This is a genomic window from Streptomyces sp. NPDC001594, from assembly GCF_042893675.1.
Lineage (GTDB): Bacteria > Actinomycetota > Actinomycetes > Streptomycetales > Streptomycetaceae > Streptomyces.
In genome coordinates this window covers 184,656-206,742 of sequence record NZ_JBIAVB010000004.1, presented here as the reverse complement: position 1 = coordinate 206,742, position 22,087 = coordinate 184,656, and the positions used below count along the sequence as shown (strand labels likewise).

Below are 22,087 nucleotides of genomic sequence, written 5' to 3'. Positions count from 1 at the left end.
CCACCCTTGGAAACGGCGGCCGCCCGCCCGCTGGACCTGCGGATCCAGCGGGCGGGGGGAAGCGGGGACGGGCCCGGTGTTGCGCTCGTCACCCTGTCCGGCCACCGGCCAGGAACGCCCGTGCGAGCTCCACCCGGCTGTTCACCCCGTACTTCGCGAACGCGTGCCGCAGGTGGGTGTCCACGGTGTGCGGGGAGAGGAACAGCCGGTCGGCCACCGCCCGGTTCGTCAGCCCCTCCACCACCAGCCGGACGACCCTCAGCTCGGACGGGGTCAGCTCCACGTCCGGCTCCCGCAGCGCGGCCTCACCGGGCCCGGCCGCGGTCCCGACCGCGGCCGCTCCGGCCGTCGGCCCCAGCCGCTCCAGCCGCCGCCGCACCCGGGCGATCTCCCGCCGGGCCCCCATCCCCGTGTACGCCGCCAGGGCCTCCTCCAGCAGCCCGGCCCCCGCGGCCCCCGCCGCCGCCCCGGCGTCCTCCAGCGCCGAAGCCGCCGCCAGCCGCCGCGGGCCCTCCCGCATCGCCTCGGCGGCCGCGGCCAGGGCCGCCGGGTCGCCGTCCATCAGCCCCGCGGCCTGCGTGGCGAACGCCGCCAGTGAGGCCACGCCGGGGTTGGCCTCCGCCAGCCGCCGGGCCGCGCGCACCGCCGTACGGGCGCCCTCGGCGTCGCCCGCCGCCAGGGTGATGCGGACCAGCTGCACCGAGGCGCACGGCTCCTCCGACAGGAACAGCAGCGACCCGTCGGCCGAGGAGGCCGAGGAGGCCGAGGCCGACACGGCACCCCCCACAGCCGACAACGCCGCCCCCGCCGACAACGGCACCCCCACCCCCGCCACCGGCAGCGACGCCAGCGACGCCAGCACCCCCGACGCCGCCTCCAGCGCCTCGCCCGGCCGTCCGTCGGCCTCCAGCTGGAGGGCCGAGATCCAGTCCACGAACGGCGGGATCGCCCCCAGCGACCCCATCGCGTGGTGGCGGGACTCGCGGATCAGCTCGGCCGCCGCCTTGCGCTCGTCCCGCAGCAGCGCGATCCGTGCCAGCAGGGCCAGCAGGTGCGGGGCCACGGCCCGGGCGGAGAGCTGGTCGGCGACCCGGGCGCCGGCCTCCGCTTCGGCCTGGGCGTCCTCCAGGAACCCGCTCGCGAGCTTGAGCGCGGCCCGGTTGAGCGACCACAGGGGGTGCGACCAGGCGCTCCCGATCCGCTCGGCCTCGCGCCGCCCGAGCTCGTTGACCGCGTCGGCCTCCCCGAACCGGTCGGCCGAGGTCAGGGCGCGGGCCAGCCACAGCCGGGGGTGGCGCCGGCGGACCTCGGCGCTGCCGGTCTCGGCGAGCTGGACGGCCTCACCCGCCAGGGCGAGCGACCCGGAGATGTCCCCGCGCCCCCGGGCGGTGGCGCTGCGCGCGACGGTGGCGAAGACCACCGCCGAGTCGGCCCCCGAGGCCCGGCCGGCCTGCTGGGCGGCGAGCGCGGACTGCTCGGCGGCCTCGATGCCGGGGAAGGACAGCAGGGCGTGCGACTGGACGGCGTACAGCTCGGCCCGGACCGCGCCCAGGGCCGTCGGGGCGGCCAGGGCCCGGCCCACGTAGTCCAGGACGACCCGGTCGTGCCCGGCGTGCTTGAGCGCCTCGGCCAGGGCCAGCAGCATGGCGGTCTCCTCGTGCGGGTCCAGCCCGCTGCGCAGGGCCCGTTCGCCCAGCTCGCGCGCCTGCGCCAGCCGGCCGGCGTTGGCCAGCAGGCGGACGGCCTCGGTGAGCAGCCGGGGCCGCTCGGGGGAGTCCTCCTCGATCAGGTCGAGCAGCTGGAGCATCAGGTCGGCGGCGATGCCGGAGGACTGGGCGGCGGCCTCCCGGACGGCGAGGTGCAGGGTGGCGATGGCCTCGCGGTTGCCGCGCTGGCCGCCGCGCGCGAGGTGCTGGGAGATCTCGGCGGCGGGCCGGCCGGTGGCGCGGAGCACGCCCGCGGCCTCCTGGTGCAGGGCGTGCCGGACGGGTCCGGGCAGGGCCCCGTAGACCGTCTCGCGGATCAGGTCGTGCCGGAAGCGCAGTTCGGAGCCGGTGCCGATGAGCATGCCCACGGCGACGGCCTCGCTGACGGCGCTGTTGAGCTCGGCTCCGGTCAGGCCGAGCAGCCCGCCGGCCTCGGCGACGCTGAAGGGCCGGGCGAGGACGGAGCCCACCTCCAGCACCCGCCGGGCGGGCTCGGAGAGCCCCGTCAGCCAGCCGCGCGAGAGGGTGGAGGGCGGCTCGGACTCGGGCCGGGACAGCAGCTCGACGAGCAGGAAGGGGTTGCCGTCGCTGCGTTCGGCGTGCGCGAGCAGCCGGGGTGAGGGTGTGCTGCCGAGCGTGCGGGCGCACAGTTCGGCGACCTCGGCGCCGGACAGCGGGGCCAGGCGCAGCCGTTCGGCGCCGTCGGCGACCAGCCGGTCCGTCAGGTCGTGCACGGGGCTGGGTTCGGGTGCCGGGCGCAGGGCCAGCAGCCAGAGCACCTCGCTGGCGTGCAGGGTGGGCAGCAGGATGCGCAGGGCCTGGGCGGTGAGTTCGTCGGCCCAGTGCATGTCGTCGAGCACGACGGCCAGCGGGCGGCGCCGGGCGGCCTGTTCGATGGCTTCGGCGATGCGGTGGACCAGCCAGAAGCGGCCCGACTCGGTGAAGCCGCCGGCGGCGAGGGAGGCGAGGGTCTCGCGGTCGAGGACGGGGCCGGGGCCGGTGCTGAGGGCGCCGAGGAGGCTGGCCATGGGGACGACGTGGTCGAGTTCGGTGGCCTGGCCGCGGGCGACCGCGACGCCGATCCGGGCGGCCCGCCGCTCGCTCTCGGCGAGGAGCCGGCTCTTGCCGAGGCCGGCGTAGCCCTCGATGACGACGCAGCCGCCGATGCCGTCGCACACCCGGTGCAGGGCGCGGTCCAGCGTGCTCAGTTCGGTGCTCCTGCCGACGAGTGGACTCTCGTGCTCGGACAGTGTGGACACGGTGTGTGACGCCTCCCCCGTCGGGCGGTGCCCGACTCCATGGCCCGTGGTCGCGTGGGCCCCCGCGGTTGTCGATGACGTCCCGGCCGAGGACCGGGGCGACCAGACGCTAACCCGAACCGGCGAGTAGGGCGCCGTCGTGTCCAGGACGCGGAGAGGCTATTCGAACCGCTCATTCCGGTTGGCTGCGCCGGCGCTTATCGGCCGGTCACGGACCTGGCGCGAGTCCCGTTCGAGCTCCGCACGGTCTTCGCTCGATCCCCGCTCGAAATACCGCGTGACCTGCCATCCCGTGCCCGATCACGCTCCGGATCCCGTGTTCGCGTGATGGGCGGAGCTGTCAGCGGAAGGCAAGGTTTGCGTCAAGCCGGCAGCCACGCAGCCGCAGCCGCCTAACGGGAGGAAGAACGATGTCGCTGCACCACGCATACGGTCGAGAGGCCCGGCTCCACAGGCTCTACCACGAAGGCAGCCGCCGCCTGTTCGTCGTTCCGCTGGACCACTCGGTCTCCGACGGGCCGCTCCAGCTGCCCGGCGGGGTGAACCGGCTCGCCGGACAGCTGTCCGGTTCCGGTGTGGACGCCATCGTCCTGCACAAGGGGAGCGTCCGGCAGGTGGATCCCCGGCACTTCGCGGAGACCTCGCTCATCGTCCACCTCAGCGCGAGCACCCGCCACGCCCCCGACCCGGACGCCAAGTACCTGGTGGCGAGCGTGGAGGAGGCCCTGCGGTACGGGGCCGACGCGGTCAGCGTCCACGTCAACGTGGGCGCGGAGGACGAGCGGGGGCAGGTCAAGGACCTCGCCACCGTGGCGGAGTCCTGCGACCGCTGGAACGTGCCGCTGATGGCCATGATGTACCCGCGCGGACCGCGCGTGACCAATCCCTACGACCCCGAGCTGGTGGCGCACGCCATCACCCTCGCCGCCGATCTGGGCGCGGACATCGTGAAGACCGTGTACGTCGGCAATCCGGCGGAGATGGCGGACGTGGTCAGCGGTGCGACCGTGCCGGTGATCGTGGCCGGCGGACCCCGTCTGGACACGCCCGAGCTGGTCGCGGGCTATGTGGAAGAGGCCCTCAAGGGCGGCGCCGCAGGCGTCGCGATGGGCCGCAACGTCTTCCAGGCCGCCGACCCGGGGGCGCTGGCCCGCAGGCTCGCCGACCTGATCCACGCCGACGGGTGCCCGCAGTCCTGGGAGGGCGCCGCCCCCGCCGGGGCGCGTACGCCCGCCGCGGTCTGACGGCCCGTCGGGTACGCCGGGCACCCGCCCCGAACCCGCGCCGAATCCGGACACCCGCGTCCGCGGACCCCGCCCGGTACCCGGGCATCCGCGTCCCCGGAGCGGTCCCACGCCGACCGGCACCGCCCCGTCCCTCGACCGACGCCCCAGAGGGCCCCGGCCGTCCTCAGGGCCCGTCCCGAGCGCGTCTCGAGCGCCCGGACCCGTACCCGCGTGACCGCCGCACGCTCCGCAGCGCCCCGGCGCGCCGCCGGGCCGGCGGGAGCGCCGACACAAAACCACGCATACCCCCGCCCCGTATACCCCCGCTTATGTGCATGCCGACATGCACGTACATCCACAAGGAGTCACGAGTGAAGCTCAGCTGGGTCGACATCCGTTCCGTCGGTTCCGCCAAGGACGCCATCGTCCAGGAGGCCATCCACGCCCGGATCGACGGCATCCTCGCCGACGACGCCGCCGACTTCGAGGGCCTGCCGCCCACCGTCAAGAAGGTGCTGTTCCCGCAGGGCAAGGCCCTGCCGGAGTCCTTCGGCGCGGCGGACGTGGTCATCGTGGACCCCGCCAAGCACGGCGAGACCGCCGAGCTGGCGCTGCGCCACCCCGAGGTCGAGTTCGGCCGGTTCGTGGAGATCATCGACGCCGCCACGCTGGAGGACGCCTGCCAGTCCGGCCGCACCGAGAAGTGGAGCCTGCTCCTCTTCCGTGACCCCACCAAGATCCCGCTGGAGATCGTGATCGCCGCGGCCGCCCGCGCCCAGGGCTCCCTGATCACCGTCGCCCAGGACGTCGAAGAGGCCGAGATCATATTCGGTGTCCTCGAACTCGGCTCGGACGGCGTGCTGATGGCCCCGGCCAAGGTCGGCGACGCCACCGCGCTGAAGGCCTCCGCCGAAGCGGGAGTGCCCAACCTCCAGCTCACCGAACTGACGGTCACCGCCACCGCGCACGTGGGCATGGGCGAGCGCGCCTGCGTCGACACCGCCACCCACTTCGGCGAGGACGAGGGCCTGCTGATCGGCTCCCACTCCAAGGGCATGATCCTGTGCGTCAGCGAGACCCACCCGCTGCCGTACATGCCGACCCGCCCCTTCCGCGTCAACGCCGGCGGCATCCACTCCTACACCCTCGGCAACAACGAGCGCACCAACTACCTCAGCGAGCTCAAGTCGGGCTCCCGGGTCACCGCCGTCGACATCCACGGCAACACCCGCCTGGTCACCGTCGGCCGCGTCAAGATCGAGACCCGTCCGCTGATCTCCATCGACGCGGTCGGCCCCGACGGCCGCACCGCCAACCTGATCCTCCAGGACGACTGGCACGTGCGCGTCCTCGGCCCGGGCGGCGTCGTCCTCAACTCCACCGAGCTCAAGCCCGGCGACGTGGTGCTCGGCTACCTGCCGACCGAGGACCGGCACGTCGGCTACCCGATCAACGAGTTCTGCCTCGAGAAGTGATGACCCGGTGACCCCCGTGACCCCGGCACCGACGCCCCCGCCCGTCTTCGACTTCCACGCGCGCCTGGTCCCGCAGGACGGTGCCGCGGCCCGCCTGCTCGGCACCATGGACGCGCACGGGATCACCCGGGCGGCCGTCTCCGCCGGGGGCACGATCCCCCTCGACCTGCTGTCCCGGCAGCTGGTCGAGGGGGGCCACATCGAGACCGACGCCGACAACGACGCGGTCCTCGCCGCCTGCCGGACCTCCGGCGGCCGGCTCGTCCCCTTCCACTTCGCCAACCCGCACCGGGAGCCCGGCGCCTACGCCGGCCGGGCCGCCGAGTTCCACGGCCTGGAGATCTCCCCCGCGGTGCACGGCGTGCCCTTCGCGGACCCGCGCACCCACGCCCTCGTCGAGATCGCCGAGCGGCACGGGCACCCCGTCTACACGGTGTGCCTGCACCGCCCCGGGGCCATGGTCCGCGACCTGGCCGACCTGGCCGCGGCCTTCCCCCGGGTCACGTTCGTCCTCGGCCACTCCGGGGTCGGCGAGATCGACCTCCACGGGATCGGGCTGATCAAGGACAGCCCCAACGTCCTGCTGGAGACCTCGGGCGGCTACTCGGCCGTCATCCGGCTGGCCCTCGAACGGCTCGGCGCCCGCCGGCTCCTCTTCGGCACCGAACACCCGCTGCAGCACCCCGCGGTCGAACTCGCCAAGTACGCGGCCCTGGGCCTGGAGCACCGGCAGCTCAGGCAGATCCTCTGGCACAACGCGGCGGACCTGCTGGGCCTCGAAGACCCCTTGTGAGATGACTATGGAACAGCAGCCACGCATCGCTGTCGTGGGGGCGGGGATCGGAGGTCTGGCCCTCGCGCTGGGGCTCGCCCGCGCGGGCCTGTCCTGCGACGTGTACGAACAGACCCGCCACCTCCGCGAGATCGGGGCCGGCCTCCAGGTCGCCCCCAACGCCGCCCGGCTGCTGCACCGCCTCGGCGTCGAGAGCTGTCTGCGCGCGGTCGCCGTACGGCCCCGCGCGATCGAACTGCGCCGCTGGAACGACGGCGGACTCCTCGCCCGCACCCCGCTGGGCGAGGAGTGCGAGGAGATGTACGGGGCCCCGCACTACGCCGTCCACCGCGCGGACCTGCACCAGATCCTGCTCTCCAAGCTCCCCGCCGGCACCCTGCGCCTCGGCCTTCGGTGCGTGGGCGTCGAGCAGGACGGCGACGAGGCGGTGCTCCGCTTCCAGGACGGCTCCACCCAGCGCGCCGACCTCGTCGTCGGCGCCGACGGGATCCACTCCGCCACCCGCGACCTCCTCGTCAAGGACGAACCCCGCTACTCCGGCCAGGACATGTACCGCGGCCTGGTCCCCGCCGAACGGCTCCCGCACCTGGCCGCCGAACCCGCCGTACGGCTGTGGCTCGGCCCGGGCCGGCACTTCGTCTGCTACCCCGTCGCGGGCGGCAGCCGGATCAGCTTCGCCGCGACCGCCCCCGGCGGCGAGCGGGCGGCGGAGGAGTCGTGGAACACCCCCGGCCGCGTCGAGGAGCTGCGGGCCGCGTACGACGGCTGGCACGGGGACGTCGCCGCCGTCCTCGACGCCGCCGGGGAGGTCGGCCGATGGGCCCTGCACGACCGCGACCCCGTACCGGGCTGGTCCCGGGGCCGGGTCACCCTCCTCGGGGACGCCGCCCACCCGATGCTGCCCTTCCGGGCCCAGGGCGCCAACCAGGCCGTGGAGGACGCCGCCGCCCTGGTGGTGTGCCTCACGGAGCACGGCGGCACCGACCTGTCCGAGCGGCTGCGCCGCTACGAGCGGGTCCGGATGACGCGCACCGCGCGGATCCAGCAGATCTCCCGCGACAACGCCAAGACCCTCCACCTGCCGGACGGGGACGGCCAGCGTCACCGCGACGCCGCCCTCGGGGGCAGTCACGAACTGGCCGCCCAGGACTGGCTGTTCGGATACGACGCGGCCGAGGCCGCCAGAGCGGAGCCCCTACGATGACCCAGCCCACCGCGACCGCGGAAGCCCGCACCCCCGCCCTGACCCGCGAGGAACTCGCCCGCGCGGCCGCCCTCGGCGGCGGCAGCCTGCTGGAGCACGCCCTCGCCGCCAGCGCCGAGCCCGACGCCCCCTTCCTGCACAGCGAGCACCCGCTGCTCGACCCGGCCGGGGAGCGCCGCCACGACTTCACGCTGACCGGCCTGGACGACCTCGCCCGGACCTGGTCCGCCTGGTACCTCGGCCAGGGCATCGGCCCCCGCGACCGGGTCGCCGTCTACCTCAAGGACAGTTTCGAGGACGTCCTGCACTTCCTCGCCCTCAGCCAGATCGGCGCCATCCCCGTCCTGGTCAACGGCCGGCTCCCCGCCGCCATCGCCGCCGGACTCTACGAGCGCACCGGCGCGTCCGGGCTGGTCACCGACGCCGCCCACCGCGAGGCCCTGCGCGCCGCAGGCGTCCTCGGGGCCTTGCGGGTGCTCGCCGTGTCCGACGAGCTCACCTCCCTCGGAGCCGCCCCCCTCGACCCCGCCGACCGCTTCCGGCACGCCCCCGACGACCCGGTGCTGATCAGCCACTCCTCCGGCACCACCGGCATCCCCAAGGCCGTCGTGTGGACCCACGAGGGGGCCGTCGCCGCCCTGCGCGAACTGCTGCTCCTGCCGCAGCCCGCCGAACGCGAGGTGCTCCTGTCCGCCGTACCCCAGTCCCACCAGGCCGGGGCCAGCTTCGCCGCCGGCGCCCTGCTCACCGGCGCCCGCCTGATCGCGCTCGCCGACCGCTCCGGTGCCCACGTGGCCGCCGCGATCACCGAGCACCGTCCGCACACCGTCGTCGCCTTCGCCCAGACCTACGCCGAACTCGCCGCCCTCGGACCCGACGACGACGTGCTCTCCTCGGTGCGGCGCTGGTTCAACACCGGCGACTCCGCCCACGGCCGGCACATCGCCCCGCTGGTCCGCGCCGGCGCCGAGTTCATCGACGGCCTCGGCTCCTCCGAACTCGGCTTCGCCCAGTTCGGGCACGTCACCACCGCCGCCACCGTCCGCCACGACCGCTGCATCGGCCGCCCCCACCCCTGGGCGCGGATCGCCGTACTGCGCGAGGACGGCACCCCCGCCGCACGCGGCGAGGCCGGACTCCTCGGCGTCAAGGGCCCCACCCTCACCCCCGGCTACTGGAACGACCAGGACCGCTACTACCGCTCCCGGCTCGGCGGCTGGTTCCTCTCCGGGGACGTGGTCCGCGAGGGCGAGGACGGCACGTACTTCCACCTCGACCGGGCCGTCGACGTCATCCACACCCCCGAAGGCCCGGCGTACTCCCTCCTCATGGAGGAGATCCTGCTCGGCGCCCTGCCCGGACTCGACGACTGCGCCGTGGTCGGCGTCCGCGACGGCTCCGGCAGCGAACGCCCCGTCGCCGTCCTGCGCCCGGCCGACCCGGCCGGCGCCGACGCCGCCGAACTGCGCGCCGCCGCCGACAAGGCGCTCGCCGGAGCGGGCCTGCCCGCCCTGGGCGCCGTCCACGTCGCCCGCGACGCCGACGAGGTCCCGCTCGGGCCCTCCGGAAAGGTCCTCAAGCGCCAACTGCGCCGGCAGCTCGCCGACGCCCTGACCACTCCCACCCCTGGGGAACCCTCATGAACATGCGTAGGATCGCGCCGCTCGCGATCGGCACCTTCGCCATCGGCACCGACAACTTCATCGTCGCCGGCATCCTCGGCGGCATGGCCGACGACCTCGGCGTCTCCCTGGCCGCCGCAGGCCTCCAGGTCACCGTCTTCTCCCTGGTCTACGCACTGGGCTCGCCCCTGCTGTCCGCGCTGACCCAGCAGGCCGAGCGGCGGGCCGTCCTCGTCGGCAGCATGGGCCTGTTCGCCCTGGCCAACGTGCTCACCGCCATCGCCCCCACCTTCGGGGTGCTGCTCGCCACCCGCATCGTCGCCGCCGTCGCCGCGGGCGTCTTCGGACCCGTCGCCACCGCGGCCGCGGCCGAACAGTCGGAGCCGGAGTTCCGGGGCCGGGCCATCTCCATCGTCACCGGCGGGCTCACCGTCTCCATCGTCCTCGGCGTCCCGATCGGCGTGCTGATCTCCGCCCTGTCCGACTGGCGCGGCGCCTTCTGGTTCGTCGCCGCCCTCGCCCTGGTCGCCGCCGTGTCCACCGCCGCCGCGCTGCCCCGGCTGCCCGGCACCCCCGGACCCGGCATCGCCGAGCGGTTCCGGCCGATGCTCCGCCCGGCCGTCGGCCTGACCCTGCTGCAGTCGATCACCGTCATCGGCTCGACCTTCATCGTCTTCACTTACCTGGCCACCCTGGTCCACGGCACCGGAGTCGGCGGCGACGGGGAGTTCGCCACCACCCTGATCATGCTGGTCTTCGGAGTGGCCGCCGTCCTCGGCAACATCCTCGGCGGCCGCAGCGCCGACCGCCTCGGCGGCACCGTCACCATCCGGCGCACCATCGTCGTCCTGACCCTCGCCCTGGCCGCCGTCTCCCTCGTCGCCCAGACCCTCGACGGGATGACGGCCTACGTCGCCCTGGCCGCCGTCATCGCCGTGTGGGGCGTCAGCGGCTGGGCCTTCACCCCGGCCCAGTTCTCCCGGCTCGCGCAGATCGACCCCGCGCACATGCACCTCACGTTCGCCCTCAACAACTCGGCCATCTACATCGGTTCGGCGCTCGGCGCCTCCGTCGGCGGCGGCATCGTCGAATGGGCCTCGCCGGGCGGTCTGGGCTGGGTCGCGGCCGGCGGGGAGGTCATCGGGTTCCTCCTCGTGCTCCTGGCCGTCGCCCGCCCCCGCCTCGGCGTCCCCGCCGCCCCGCCCGCCGCCCCGTCCGCCGGCGAGCCCGGCCTCCAGCCGGCGGGCGAGCGATGACCGCGATACCGGCGGACGGCCTCCCGTCCGCCCCACCGGCCTCCGCGCCCTGGCCCCGCCTCGGCGACTGGTCCGACCACGCCGAGCTGCGCAGCCTCCAGCGCGCCGCCCTGCCCGGCGCCCTCGCCCGCGCCCGCCGCAGCCCCTTCTACGCCGGACGCCTCACGGCGGGCCGCACCTGCCTCGACGGGATGCGCCCCACCCTCAAGTCCGACCTGCGCGACGCCTACCCCTTCGGGATGCTCGCCGTACCCGGCGCCAAGGTCGCCACTTACCACGAGTCCAGCGGCACCACCGGAGAGCCCACCGCCTCCTACCTCACCGAGAACGACTGGGCGGAGACCGCCGACCGCTTCAACCGCTCCTCGGCGGCCCTCACCGCCGAGGACCGGGTGCTCGTCAAGACCCCGTACTCGATGGCGACCACCGCCCACCAGATGCACCACGCGGCCCGCACCGCCGGTGCCCTCGTCATCCCGGCCGACAACCGGACGTCGATGATGACCTACCGGCGGCTGCTGCGGCTGGTCCGCGACGTCCGCCCCACCGTCACCTGGTCGCTGCCCAGCGAACCCCTGCTGTGGGCGGCCGCCGACGATGCCCTCGGCGCCGGGACCCTCGCCGCCGCGGCCGCCGGGAACGGCCCCCGCGCCCTCGTCGTCGCGGGGGAGCCGCTCAGCCCCGCCAAGCGGGCCCGGATCGGCGAACTGTGGGGCGGGGCCCGGGTGATCGAGGACTACGGGTCCACCGAGACCACCAGCCTCGCCGGGGAATGCCCCCACGGACGGCTGCACGTGTGGGCCGACCGCTTCCTCTTCGAGGTCCAGGACCCGTCCCTCGACCGCATCACCCCCGCGGGCCGCGGCCGGCTGCTGGTCACCACCCTGTACCGGGAGGCCATGCCGCTCCTGCGCTACGACACCGGGGACCTCGTCGTCCTCGGCGCCGAGAACGACTGCCCCTGCGGCTGGGCGCTGCCCTTCATCGAGGTCCTCGGCCGCGACGGCGCCCCCGTCCGCGTCACCGGGAAGGCCGTGCGCCCGCACGACATCGACGCGCTCGTCTACGGGCTGCCCGTCGAGTACCGGGCCCACGTCTGGCGCGCCGTCGCCGAGCCCGACCGGCTGCGGCTGACCGTCGAGGCCCACGAGGACCGCGAGGTGCACGAGGAGGCCGCCGCGAAGCTGCGCGCCGGCTTCGCCGAGACCCTCGGCCTGCCCGTCGAGCTCACGGTGGGCGGCCCCGGAACGCTGATCCCGCCCGGCGCCCTGCTGCGCGAGGACCGGTTCGTCAAGCCCCGCTTCCTGTACGAGGCGGCCGATGCGAGGGAGGACGGATGGACGTATCTCGACTGACGGCGCCCGGTGCCCGGGCCTCGTCGGCGGTCGCCGTCGTGGGCGTCGGACCGCGCGGGCTGATCCTGCTGGAACGTCTCTGCGCGAACGCCCGGACCCTGCCCGAGGACGCCCGGATCACCGTCCACCTGATCGACCCGGCGGAACACGGACCCGGCCGGGTCTGGGCCACCGGCCAGGACCGGCTGCTGCTGATGAACACCGTGGCCTCCCAGGTGACGGTCTTCTCCGACAGCAGCGTGGTGATGGACGGCCCCGTGGAGCCCGGCCCCAGCCTGTACGCCTGGGCCCGCGGCCTCGCCGCCGGGGCGGAGGCCGGCGGCGCGGAGGCCGGCGGCGCGGGGCCCGAACTCCTCGCCGAAGCCCGCGCCCTGAACCCCGACTCCTACCCCAGCCGGGCCTTCTACGGCGCCTACCTGCGCTGGGCCGCCGCCCGCGTCCGGGCCGGGGCCCCGCCGCAGGTCGAGCTCGTCACCCACCGCTCGGCGGCCGTGGCCTGCGGCACCGACCCCGCCACCGGCCTGCCCTGGGTCCGCCTCGCCGACGGCACGGAGCTGCCCCGGCTGGCCGGGCTCGTCCTCGCCCAGGGCCACGTCGACGCCGAACCCTCCCCGGCACAGCGGAGGTTCGCCGACCACGCCGCCGGCCGGGGGCTGCTCTACGTCCCGCCCGGCAACCCGGCGGAGAGCGACCTGAGCGCCGTCGCCGCGGGCGAACCGGTGCTGCTGCGCGGCCTGGGCCTGAACTTCTTCGACCACATGACCCTCTTCACCCACGGCCGCGGCGGCACCTTCACGCAGGACGGCGACCGGCTCGTCTACCACCCCTCGGGCCGCGAACCGCGGCTGTACGCGGGCTCCCGGCGCGGACTCCCGTACCAGGCGCGCGGCGAGAACCAGAAGGGCCCGCACGGCCGGCACACCCCGGCCGTACTCCGCCCCGAGGTGGTGGAATCGCTCGTCAAGCGGTCGGCGGCGGAGGGCGGCCTGGACTTCCGGCAGGACCTGTGGCCGCTGATCGCCAAGGAGACCGAGACCGTCTACTACACCGGTCTGATCACCGCCCGCGAAGGCCGCGAGGCCGGGACCGCCTTCCGCGCGGCCTGGCTGGAACTGCCCTGGGGCGGGCCCGAGGAGCGCGACCGGCTCGACGCGCACGGCGTCCCCGCCGGCGCCCGCTGGGACTGGTCCCGCCTCGCCGACGGCGGCCGCGGGGGCGGCTTCGCCGGGACCGCCGACCACCGCGCCTGGCTGCTCGGCCGGCTCCGCGGCGACCTGGCCCGGGCCCGCGCGGGCAACGTGGACGGCCCGTTCAAGGCCGCCCTCGACGTCCTGCGCGACCTGCGCAACGAGATCCGCCTCGTCGTGGACCACGGCGGGCTCACCGCCCGCTCGCACCGCGACGACCTGGAGCGCTGGTACACCCCGCTGAACGCCTTCCTCTCCATCGGCCCGCCCGCACGGCGGATCGCCGAGATGATCGCCCTCGTCGAGGCCGGGGTGCTCACCGTCCTGGGCCCCGGCACACGGATGGACGTGGACCCGGTCACGGGCGCCTTCGCCGCCGAGTCCGCCGTCCCCGGCTCACGGGTCCTGGCCCGGGTGCTGATCGAGGCCCGGCTGCCCGACGGCGACGTCCGGCGCACCGCCGACCCGCTGCTGCGCGGGCTGCTGGACACCGGGCAGGGCCGGCCGTACCGGATCACGGGCGGCCCGGAGGGCATGGAGTACGAGACCGGCGCCCTGGCGGTGACCCGCCGCCCGTACCGGGTCGTCGCCGCCGACGGCCGCCCGCACCCGGCCCTGTACGCCTTCGGGGTGCCGACGGAGGGCCTGCACTGGGTGACGGCCGCCGGGGTCCGCCCGGGCGTCGACTCGGTGACGGTAGGCGACGCGGACGCCCTGGCCCGCCGCCTCCTCGCCGTCGAGGACCCCGGCCAGCAGCCGGACGCCGCCACGCGGACGGAATCCGAGCCCGTGGCGGCGGCGGTGCCGGACGGGTCCGCCCGGGCGGAATCCGGGCCCGCCCACCCGGAACCGGGTTCCGCGCGAGGGCTGTCCGGGTCGACGGCGGCCGAGGCCGGGCCGGCGCCGGCCGGTGGCGCGCAGGAGGGGTCCTCCTCCGGCCGGGCGGCGGCCGCGGCTCTGCCCGTGTCGGCGGACGAGGCCACGGGATCGGGGCCCGGCGGGGACGTCGGGTTGCTGAGCCCCGTGCGGGCCGGCACCGCCGTCGAGGCGGCCACCGGTGACGGGGCCTGGCTGCGGGCGCTGCTCGACGCCGAAGTGGCGCTGGTCCGGGCCCAGGCGCGGCTCGGGGTGGTGCCGGCCGCGGCCGCCGAGACGGTGGCCCGGGTCGCCCGCACGGCCCCGCTGCCCGCCGCGCTGCTCGCGGTCCGGGCGCGGGAGTCCGCGAACCCGGTGGTGGCCCTGGTGGAGGCGCTCACGGAGGCCGTCGCCGCCGAGGACCCGGCCGCCGCCGACTACGTGCACCGCGGCTCGACCAGCCAGGACATCATGGACACCGCCGCCGTCCTGGTCGCGGCCCGCGCGCTGGACACCGTCCTGGCCGACCTGGAACGGTGCCGCACCGCACTGGCCGGGCTCGCCCGCCGGCACCGCGACACCCCGATGCCCGGTCGCACCCTCGCCCTGCACGCCGTGCCCGTCACCTTCGGGCTGAAGGCGGCCGGCTGGCTGGAGGCCGTCGCGGTGTCCGCCGCCCGGCTGCGCCGGGTCCGCGCAGGTCTGCCCGTACAGCTGGGCGGCGCGGCCGGAACCCTGGCCGGGTACCTGGAGTACGCCCGGCTCGACGCCCCGGGGGAGTCCGGCGAGGACTACCCGGTCCGCCTCGCGGAGGCCTTCGCCGAGGAGACGGGGCTGCGCGCCCCGGTGCTGCCCTGGCACACCGTGCGCACGCCCGTCGCCGAACTGGGCGCCGAACTGGCCCTGGCCTGCGGCGCCCTGGGGAAGATCGCCGTCGACGTGCTCTCACTGGCCCGGACCGAGGTGGCCGAGGTGGCCGAGCCCGGACCGGCCGGGCGGGGCGCCTCCTCCGCGATGCCGCACAAGCGCAACCCCGTGCTCGCCACGATGATCCGCTCGGCTGCCCTCCAGGTGCCCGCGCAGGCGGCCGTGCTCGCCCAGTGCCTGCTCGCCGAGGACGAGCGGCCCGCGGGGGTCTGGCACGCCGAATGGCAGCCCCTGCGCGAATGCCTTCGGCTGACCGGCGGGGCGGCGGCCACGGCGGCCGAACTCCTCGAAGGCCTCGCCGTCCACCCGGGACGGATGCGGGAGAACCTCGCCCTGACCGGGGCCCTCACCGCCTCCGAGCGGATCGCCGCCGCCCTCGCCCCCGCCCTCGGCAAGGCCGAGGCCCGCCGCCTCGTCACCGCCTGCTCCCGCCGCTCCGCCGACGAGGGCACCGACCTCGCCGGACTGCTCGCCGGCAGCGCCCGGGTCACCGCCGTCCTGGACCCCGCCGAGATCGGCGCACTGCTCGACCCGGCCGGCTACACGGGCGCCTCCGCGGCCCTCGTGGACCGGGCCCTCGCCCACTACCGCTGACACCACCGCCACGCTCCGAAGAGCGCACGCACACCAGGGGGACCCCCATGCTCACCCGACGTCGCCTGCTCGGCGCCGCCCTCGCCACCGGGGGCGCCGCCCTCACCGGCGCGGCCCTCAGCCCGCTGCTCACCACGCCCGCCGCCGCCGCGGCCCCGGTGCTGACGCCCTTCCAGACCGCCATGCCGGTCCCGCCGACCCTGCTGCCGGCGTCCACCGCCAACGGCACCGACACCTACGACATGTACGTGGGCCGGGCCAACACGCAGATCATCCCCGGCGTCGACACCGAGGTGATCACCTTCAACGGCGCCTTCCCCGGCCCCACCATCCGCGCCAGACGCGGCAGACCGGTCGTCATCAGACAGAAGAACCGCCTGGACATGCCGGTCTCCATCCACCTCCACGGCGGGCACGTCACCCCGGAGAACGACGGTGACCCCATGGCCACCATCGCCCCCGGTACCGCCCGCCTCTACCGGTACGGCAACGACCAGGCCCACGCCCCCCTGTGGTTCCACGACCACGCCCACCACATGGAGTCCGAGCACGTCTACCGCGGCCTGTCCGCCTTCTACCTGCTGAGCGACGACGAGGAACGCGCCCTGCCGCTGCCCTCCGGCCAGTACGACGTGCCGATCGCCCTGCGCGACGTCCGCTTCGACGACGCCGGACAGCTCCTCTACGTGATGGACGACTTCCAGAACCGGAACACCATCCTCGCGAACGGAAAGCCCTGGCCCTATTTCCAGGTCGCCGCCCGCAAATACCGTTTCCGCATACTCAATTCCACGAACATACGCTTCTTCACCCTCCGCCTCTCCGACGGCGGAGAGATCATCCAGATAGGCTCCGACGGCGGACTCCTCGAAACCCCCTACCGCACCGGCACGCTGAGCCTCTCCCCCGGCGAGCGCGTCGACGTCGTCATCGACTTCTCCCGCTACCCGGTGGGCACCCAGCTGGTGCTGGAGAACACCGAGGGCCCCGGCCCGGTCGAGCAGGTCGGCAAGGTGCTGCGCTTCGACGTGACGCGCACCGCCGCCGACACCAGCTCGGTACCGGACCGGCTGCGCACCTTCCCCCCGCTCCCGCCGGCCACCGTCCACCGCGAGATCACCCTGCGGATGGACGAGGACGGGCGGGCCAACCCGGGCGCGTACATGAACGACCTGGTGTACGACCCGGCCCGGATCGACCAGGCGATCACCTGGGGCAGCACGGAGATCTGGACCGTCAGCAACGTCAACCGGTTCGTCCCGCACAACTTCCACATGCACCTGGTCCAGTTCCGGGTGCTGGAGCGGAACGGCGGGCCGGTCGGCCCCGCGGAAGCCGGGCTCAAGGACACCGTCCGGGTCATGCCCGGCGAGACCGTGAAGGTCCAGGCGACCTTCGACTCGTACCGCGGGAAATACCTCTACCACTGCCATCTCTTCGACCACGCCGCCATGGGAATGATGGCGCAAATGGAGATCTCATGACCTGGTGGCGCCGCAACCGCACCGCCGATTCAACCGATTCAACCGATTCGACCGATTCAAGGAGCATTCCCGTGACCAACGTCGCCGTCATCTACTACTCCTCCACCGGAAACGTCCACAAGATGGCCGAGACCGCCGCCGCGGCCGCCGAGAAGGCGGGCGCCGAGGTCCGGCTGCGCCGCATAGCCGAGACCGCCCCCGCCGACGCCATCGCCTACAACCCGGCCTGGGGCGAGCACCTGGAGGCCACCTCGCACGTGGCCACCGCCACCCTGGACGACCTGGAGTGGGCCGACGCCGTCATCTTCGGCACCCCCGTCCGCTTCGGCCTGCCGGCCGCGCAGCTCAAGGCCTTCCTCGACACGGCGGGCGGCCTCTGGTACCAGGGCAAGCTGGTCAACAAGGTGGTCTCCGCCTTCACCTCCTCCAACACCACGCACGGCGGCCAGGAGTCGACGCTGCTCTCCCTCAACAACGTCTTCACCCACTGGGGTTCGATCATCGTCCCGCCCGGCTACGCCGACCCGGTGCAGTTCGCCGAGTCCAACGGCAACCCGTACGGCGCCAGCAGCGTCTCGGGCGGCACCGGCACCACCCCGCCCACCGACGACAACCTGGCCGCCGTCGAGTTCCAGGCCCGCCGGGCCCACCAGATCGCGACCGCGCTGAAGAAGGGCCTCGCCGCGCTCTGACCGGCGGCAGGCGCACCACCGTTCCGTCCCCGTGAGAACAGCAAGGAGCAGCACCATGTCCCGGATCGTGATCGCGGGCGGCGGATTCGCCGGCGTGTGGGCCGCCAAGGCGGCGGCCCGCATCCGGCGCCAGGCCGGCCGGGCCGGCGAGGACGTCGAGATCACCCTGATCGCCCCCGGCGAGGACCTCGTCATCCGGCCGCGCCTGTACGAGGCGGCGCCCGAGCGGATGCGGGTCCCCCTGGACGGGGTGCTGGCCCCGCTCGGGGTGCGGCGGCTGCGGGCGGAGGTCGCCGACGTCGACCTTCCGGGGCGGCGGGTGCTCCTCGCCGGCCCGGCGGAGCCGGTTCCGTTCGACCGGCTCGTGCTGGCCACCGGCAGCCGGGTGCGCAAGCCCGCGCTGCCGGGGGCCGGCACCCTGCACTACATCGACACCCTCGACGAGGCGCACGCCCTGGACCGGTGGCTGCGGTCGCTGGCCGGACTCCCCGACGCCCCGGGCCGGTTCACCGTCGTCGTGGTCGGCTCGGGGCTGGCGGGCGTCGAGCTCGCCGGGACCCTGCCCGAGCGGCTGGCGGCGTACCCCGGGGCGCGGATCGTCCTGGTCGAACGGGAGGAGCTGCCCGCCCCGGGCCTGGGCGACGCGGCCCGCCCGCTGATCCTCGACGCCTTCGCCCGGGCGGGCGCCGAGTGGCGCACCGGCTGCTCCCCGGTCTCCTACGACGGGACCACCCTGGGCCTGAGCGACGGCACCGCCCTGGAGGCGGCCACCGTGGTGTGGACGGGCGGTCTCGGCGCGAGCCCGCTCACGGCCCGGCTCCCCGGCCCCCGCGACGGGCTGGGCCGGCTGCTCGTGGACGAGCAGCTGCGCCTGCCGGAGGCGGAGGGCGTCTTCGCGGCGGGGGACACCGCGGCCGCGGCCGTGGAGGACGGCCGCACCGCCACCCAGAGCTGCCAGTACGCGATCCCCTCGGGGGCCACCGCCGGGCACAACGCGGTCGCCGATCTCACCGGCGAGCCGGTCGCCCTCTTCCGCCCCGACCCCTACGTGACCTGCGTGGACCTCGGTCCGTCCGAAGCCGTCCTCACCACGGGCTGGGACCGGGCCCTGGCCCGGACGGGCGCGGACGCCAAGGGCCTGAAGCAGCACATCAACACCCGGCTGATCTACCCGTGAGTAGCGGGGGAGGTGTGTCCGGGCTCACGGTTCCGGCCCGTGGACCCGGATTGACGGACCGGGGACTTTAGGTGAGCCTTACCTTGCTTCGGCGCGGCAGAGGGTGTCGCGCCCCCGTTCCCCGTTTCCCCCGGAGCCACCCGCATGTCCTCGCCCGCCGCCAGACTCGCCCCCCGCCCCGTCCGCCTGTACGACTCCTGGTGGACCGTGGCGGCGGGCGCGCTGTGCGCGCTGGTGCTCCTGGCGGCGGGGCTGTGGTGCTCCCTGCACGTGCGGGCCGACGCGGCCATGCACTCCGCCGCCCTCTTCGCGCACCTGGCCTCCCTGGTCCTCGGCTTCGGCGCGGTGCTCTCCGCCGACTACCACGGGCTGCTGTGGGCCACCGGCCGCTGCACCCTGGACGAGGTGGTCGCCGCGACCGCCCGCCTGCACGTGCCGATCTGGGCCGGCCTGGGCGGGCTCGTGGTCAGTGGGCTGATGCTCCACCCCGACGTCCACTCCCCGCTGACCGTCACCAAACTCGGCCTGGTCGCCGCCCTCACCGTCAACGGCCTCCAGGCGGGCCTGCTGGGCCGCCGCCTGGAAGCCGCCGAGGGCGAGGCGGGCCGCGGGCTGCTGCTGTGGGGCGGGGCGACCGCCCTGGTCTCGCAGGCCTGCTGGTGGGGCGCGGTCGTCATCGGCTTCCTCAACACCAACGGCTGACCGGCCCCGCCGGAGGTGACATCCGGGTCCTCGGCACCGGCCCCCGCCCCCGGCGCCGTGGCAGCATCGGCGCCATGCGCTACCGATACGCCACCGAGGCCGACGCGCCCGCCCTGGCCCGGATCTTCGCCGCCAACCACCACGACGCCCTGACCGAGGAGCAGCGCACCGCGCAGGGCTTCGTCCAGGGCACCTTCGACACCGCCACCCTGCGCGACATGGCCGCCGCCGACGAGCTGCTGGTGGCCGACGACGGGCAGGGCCGCCTCGCCGGACTGCTCGCGCTGTCGGTCGCCGCCGACATGGCCGACCCGCCGGCCGCGGTCACCGGACTGCTCCGCGCCCAGCCCGGCCTCGCCTGGCGGGGGCGCCCGCTCGACGAGGTGCCGTGGCTGCTGTACGGGCCGGTCGTGGTCGACGCCGCCTTCCGCGGGCACGGGGTGGCCCGCGGCCTGTTCACGACGGCCGTCGAGACCTCGGCGGGCCGCGCCGAGGCCCTGGTCGCCTTCATCGAGGCCGGCAACGCCCCCTCCTGGCGGGTCCACGTCGACGCCTTCGGCATGACCCCGCTCGGCGACTACACCGTCGCGGGCCGCACCTACCACGCCGTCGCCGCCGCCGCCGGGGCCTGACCGGCGTACCGCCGTCAGCCCTCGATGATCACCAGCGGCAGCTCGCGGGGCCATGCCGTGGCCTGGTGGTCGTCGAAGCGGGGCCACAGCGCCGTCATGGCCTCCCAGTACGTCTCCCGCTCCTGCGGCCCCGCCGTCCGCGCCCAGGCAGGGAAGGCGGCCGTGCCCACCTGGACGCGCACCTCCGGGTGCGCGACGAGGTCGCCGTACCAGGAGGGGTGCCGCGAGCCGCCCGTACCGGCGGCCACCACCAGCAGCCGGCCCGCGTCCCGCCCGTAGACGAGCGGGGTCCGCACCGCCCGGCCGGAGGCCCGGTCCAGGGTGGTCAGCAGCAGGGTGGGGACCCCGTGCCACAGGTGGCCGTCCGTTCCGCCGCTCGACACGTACGTGCGCACGTGCTCCAGTCGCGGCCCCGGACGGGGGTCCGTGGGGTGCTCCCAGTCGACGGCAAGGGTGACGCTGTTCATCAGACCTCCGTAGGGCGTCCCCCCTACCGCCAACGAGCATTCACCGGTTCCGGATACGCCGCCCCCGCCCCGCACCTGTGCGCGAGCGGACGAACGGGCCACGACCCGGGGGCGACCCCGGGCCGTGACCCGCACACAGCCCGTCCGGCCGGGCGCCGGCTACGGCAGGTAGCGCTCGATGACGGACGGACCCTTCTCCGCGATCAGCTTCCGGGCCTTCTCGACCCGCTCCGGAGTCGGGTCGTGGCCGGTCGCCATCACCAGGTCCTCGGGGTCGTACGGCCGCTCACCGCCGGTGAAGAGCCGGTCCGACCGGGTGGGCTGCTCGTTGGTTTCACTTTCCATCGGAGACCTCCTACGGTGTCCAGGCCCCCATCCTCCGACCCCGGCCCCAAGAACGCACCTCGACGCCCCGGGGCCCCCGCCTCAGGCGGCGGCGAGCGTCACCGCCGCGCCGATCACGATCAGCAGCCCGCAGATCGACAGGTTGACCCGGCGGTGCTCCCAGAAGACCGCCACGAACTCGCGCAGGGTCGCGCTCGGCAGGAAGTAGCGGGCCGTCGGCGAGCCCACCACCTGCCCGTTGACCCCCGCCTTGCGGGCCATCATCGCGGCCCGGAACGCGTGGAAGTTGTTGGTGACCACCACGCACCGGTAGCCGGGGCCGTCCGCCAGCATGATCTCCTTCGAGAACAGCATGTTCTCCTCGGTCGTCCGCGACCGGTCCTCCAGCGTGACGTGCTCCGCCGGAACCCCCTCGGCGATCAGCCAGTCCGCCATGGCCCGGGCCTCCGGGACCCGCTCGTCCGAGCCCTTGCCGCCCGAGACCAGCAGCACCGGCGGGCGCGAGCCCCGGGCCAGCTGGGCCGCGTGGATCTCCTGCCCCTTGCGCAGCCGCGAGGCCAGCAGCGGCGGCACCCGGTCCCCGCCGATCAGCCCGGAGCCCAGCATCACCACGTGGTCCACGTCCCCGCGCACCTTGATCCGGCCGTAGAGGAAGGCATAGCCGAGGAAGCACAGGAAGAGGAAGGCCACGTAGGCCACGACCAGGGTCAGGGTCGCCGCCACGCCGGTCAGGACGGCGGAGTGGAACAGCGGGACCGAGATCAGCAGCGCGATCATCCCGAAGATCCCGAGCCCCGCCAGCAGCGACAGCAGGTTGGCCGGACTGCGGCCCTCCTTGCGGACCATCGTCACCCCGTTGGCGATCAGCAGCCCGCCCATCACCATCGTGCCCACCGTGGGCGCGGCGAACGCGAGCGCGACGATCGGCAGCGCCGCCCAGCCCGGCAGCGCCGTCACCTGGAACAGCAGGGCGGCCGAGAAGGTGATGAACGTCAGCCCGAACAGCACCGCGTTGCGGAAGCGGCGGCGGTCCTTGTACGCGCTGACGCACAGGGCGAGGAACAGGAGGGCGGGGAGGACGAAGGCGGCCATGCCGTTCATCGTATGTGCCGCCCGAGGCCCGCCGACG

The 22,087-nt window shown here is 75.0% G+C and carries 17 protein-coding genes; 13 read left to right on the top strand and 4 right to left on the bottom strand.

The features are described from left to right. Positions 1–88: 88 nt before the first annotated feature. Entirely contained in the window at positions 89–2,965 is a 2,877-nt protein-coding gene (locus tag ACFY0O_RS09860) for an ATP-binding protein (RefSeq protein WP_388944992.1), read from the bottom strand. A gap of 410 nt (positions 2,966–3,375) precedes the next feature. Here ACFY0O_RS09860 and ACFY0O_RS09855 point away from each other — a divergent pair, with 410 nt between their 5' ends. From ACFY0O_RS09855 to ACFY0O_RS09795, 13 genes are all read left to right on the top strand, one after another. After that, on the top strand, positions 3,376–4,209 hold the full coding sequence (locus ACFY0O_RS09855) for a 2-amino-3,7-dideoxy-D-threo-hept-6-ulosonate synthase (protein WP_388944989.1): 834 nt from the start codon (positions 3,376–3,378) through the stop codon (positions 4,207–4,209). A 311-nt stretch (positions 4,210–4,520) separates the two neighbouring features. Beyond that, positions 4,521–5,666 (top strand): 3-dehydroquinate synthase II family protein, encoded by a 1,146-nt coding sequence (locus ACFY0O_RS09850; RefSeq protein WP_388944986.1) that lies wholly within the window; start codon positions 4,521–4,523, stop codon positions 5,664–5,666. Positions 5,667–5,673: 7 nt separating this feature from the next. Next, on the top strand, positions 5,674–6,459 hold the full coding sequence (locus ACFY0O_RS09845; RefSeq protein WP_358894984.1) for an amidohydrolase family protein: 786 nt from the start codon (positions 5,674–5,676) through the stop codon (positions 6,457–6,459). Between the two features lie 7 nt (positions 6,460–6,466). Beyond that, the gene (locus ACFY0O_RS09840; RefSeq protein WP_388944983.1) at positions 6,467–7,663 is read left to right on the top strand and encodes an FAD-dependent monooxygenase; all 1,197 of its coding nucleotides are present in this window, start codon (positions 6,467–6,469) and stop codon (positions 7,661–7,663) included. After that, positions 7,660–9,306: a class I adenylate-forming enzyme family protein gene (locus ACFY0O_RS09835; RefSeq protein ID WP_388944981.1), complete on the top strand. Its 1,647-nt coding sequence runs from the start codon at positions 7,660–7,662 to the stop codon at positions 9,304–9,306. Before ACFY0O_RS09840 ends, ACFY0O_RS09835 begins: the two co-directional genes overlap by 4 nt. Beyond that, on the top strand, positions 9,303–10,541 hold the full coding sequence (locus ACFY0O_RS09830; protein ID WP_388944978.1) for an MFS transporter: 1,239 nt from the start codon (positions 9,303–9,305) through the stop codon (positions 10,539–10,541). Before ACFY0O_RS09835 ends, ACFY0O_RS09830 begins: the two co-directional genes overlap by 4 nt. Then, positions 10,538–11,896 carry an AMP-binding protein gene (locus ACFY0O_RS09825; protein WP_388944975.1) on the top strand — a complete coding sequence of 453 codons (1,359 nt, stop codon included), beginning with the start codon at positions 10,538–10,540 and terminating at the stop codon, positions 11,894–11,896. The genes ACFY0O_RS09830 and ACFY0O_RS09825 overlap by 4 nt, the downstream gene beginning before the upstream one ends. Continuing rightward, positions 11,878–15,459, top strand: a complete 3,582-nt coding sequence (locus tag ACFY0O_RS09820; protein WP_388944971.1) for a lyase family protein — start codon at positions 11,878–11,880, stop codon at positions 15,457–15,459. Before ACFY0O_RS09825 ends, ACFY0O_RS09820 begins: the two co-directional genes overlap by 19 nt. Positions 15,460–15,506: 47 nt before the next feature. Further along, on the top strand, positions 15,507–16,943 hold the full coding sequence (locus tag ACFY0O_RS09815) for a multicopper oxidase family protein (protein WP_388944968.1): 1,437 nt from the start codon (positions 15,507–15,509) through the stop codon (positions 16,941–16,943). 71 nt (positions 16,944–17,014) lie between these two features. Then, positions 17,015–17,635, top strand: coding sequence for an NAD(P)H:quinone oxidoreductase (gene wrbA / locus ACFY0O_RS09810; RefSeq protein ID WP_388944966.1), 621 nt, complete (start codon positions 17,015–17,017; stop codon positions 17,633–17,635). Between the two features lie 55 nt (positions 17,636–17,690). After that, positions 17,691–18,812: an NAD(P)/FAD-dependent oxidoreductase gene (locus ACFY0O_RS09805; protein WP_388944964.1), complete on the top strand. Its 1,122-nt coding sequence runs from the start codon at positions 17,691–17,693 to the stop codon at positions 18,810–18,812. A 144-nt stretch (positions 18,813–18,956) separates the two neighbouring features. After that, positions 18,957–19,514 (top strand): hypothetical protein, encoded by a 558-nt coding sequence (locus ACFY0O_RS09800; protein ID WP_388944961.1) that lies wholly within the window; start codon positions 18,957–18,959, stop codon positions 19,512–19,514. A gap of 74 nt (positions 19,515–19,588) precedes the next feature. Further along, positions 19,589–20,146, top strand: coding sequence for a GNAT family N-acetyltransferase (locus ACFY0O_RS09795; protein ID WP_388944958.1), 558 nt, complete (start codon positions 19,589–19,591; stop codon positions 20,144–20,146). Positions 20,147–20,160: 14 nt separating this feature from the next. Here ACFY0O_RS09795 and ACFY0O_RS09790 read toward each other — a convergent pair whose 3' ends face one another. From ACFY0O_RS09790 to ACFY0O_RS09780, 3 genes are all read right to left on the bottom strand, one after another. Further along, positions 20,161–20,613, bottom strand: coding sequence for a nitroreductase/quinone reductase family protein (locus ACFY0O_RS09790; RefSeq protein ID WP_388944955.1), 453 nt, complete (start codon positions 20,611–20,613; stop codon positions 20,161–20,163). Positions 20,614–20,772: 159 nt separating this feature from the next. Next, positions 20,773–20,958: a hypothetical protein gene (locus ACFY0O_RS09785; RefSeq protein ID WP_358894970.1), complete on the bottom strand. Its 186-nt coding sequence runs from the start codon at positions 20,956–20,958 to the stop codon at positions 20,773–20,775. Positions 20,959–21,039: 81 nt separating this feature from the next. After that, positions 21,040–22,050, bottom strand: a complete 1,011-nt coding sequence (locus ACFY0O_RS09780) for a YdcF family protein (RefSeq protein WP_388944953.1) — start codon at positions 22,048–22,050, stop codon at positions 21,040–21,042. Between the last annotated feature and the right edge of the window lie 37 nt (positions 22,051–22,087).

Excerpts from the sequence above, each read along its gene's own strand:
- ACFY0O_RS09855 (WP_388944989.1), top strand. The coding sequence starts at position 3,376 with ATGTCGCTGCACCACGCATACGGTCGAGAGGCCCGGCTCCACAGGCTC.
- ACFY0O_RS09850 (WP_388944986.1), top strand. The coding sequence starts at position 4,521 with ATGTGCATGCCGACATGCACGTACATCCACAAGGAGTCACGAGTGAAG.
- ACFY0O_RS09840 (WP_388944983.1), top strand. The coding sequence starts at position 6,467 with ATGGAACAGCAGCCACGCATCGCTGTCGTGGGGGCGGGGATCGGAGGT.
- ACFY0O_RS09835 (WP_388944981.1), top strand. The coding sequence starts at position 7,660 with ATGACCCAGCCCACCGCGACCGCGGAAGCCCGCACCCCCGCCCTGACC.
- ACFY0O_RS09830 (WP_388944978.1), top strand. The coding sequence starts at position 9,303 with ATGAACATGCGTAGGATCGCGCCGCTCGCGATCGGCACCTTCGCCATC.
- ACFY0O_RS09825 (WP_388944975.1), top strand. The coding sequence starts at position 10,538 with ATGACCGCGATACCGGCGGACGGCCTCCCGTCCGCCCCACCGGCCTCC.
- ACFY0O_RS09820 (WP_388944971.1), top strand. The coding sequence starts at position 11,878 with ATGGACGTATCTCGACTGACGGCGCCCGGTGCCCGGGCCTCGTCGGCG.
- ACFY0O_RS09815 (WP_388944968.1), top strand. The coding sequence starts at position 15,507 with ATGCTCACCCGACGTCGCCTGCTCGGCGCCGCCCTCGCCACCGGGGGC.
- ACFY0O_RS09805 (WP_388944964.1), top strand. The coding sequence starts at position 17,691 with ATGTCCCGGATCGTGATCGCGGGCGGCGGATTCGCCGGCGTGTGGGCC.
- ACFY0O_RS09800 (WP_388944961.1), top strand. The coding sequence starts at position 18,957 with ATGTCCTCGCCCGCCGCCAGACTCGCCCCCCGCCCCGTCCGCCTGTAC.
- ACFY0O_RS09795 (WP_388944958.1), top strand. The coding sequence starts at position 19,589 with ATGCGCTACCGATACGCCACCGAGGCCGACGCGCCCGCCCTGGCCCGG.
- ACFY0O_RS09790 (WP_388944955.1), bottom strand. The coding sequence starts at position 20,613 with ATGAACAGCGTCACCCTTGCCGTCGACTGGGAGCACCCCACGGACCCC.
- ACFY0O_RS09785 (WP_358894970.1), bottom strand. The coding sequence starts at position 20,958 with ATGGAAAGTGAAACCAACGAGCAGCCCACCCGGTCGGACCGGCTCTTC.
- ACFY0O_RS09780 (WP_388944953.1), bottom strand. The coding sequence starts at position 22,050 with ATGGCCGCCTTCGTCCTCCCCGCCCTCCTGTTCCTCGCCCTGTGCGTC.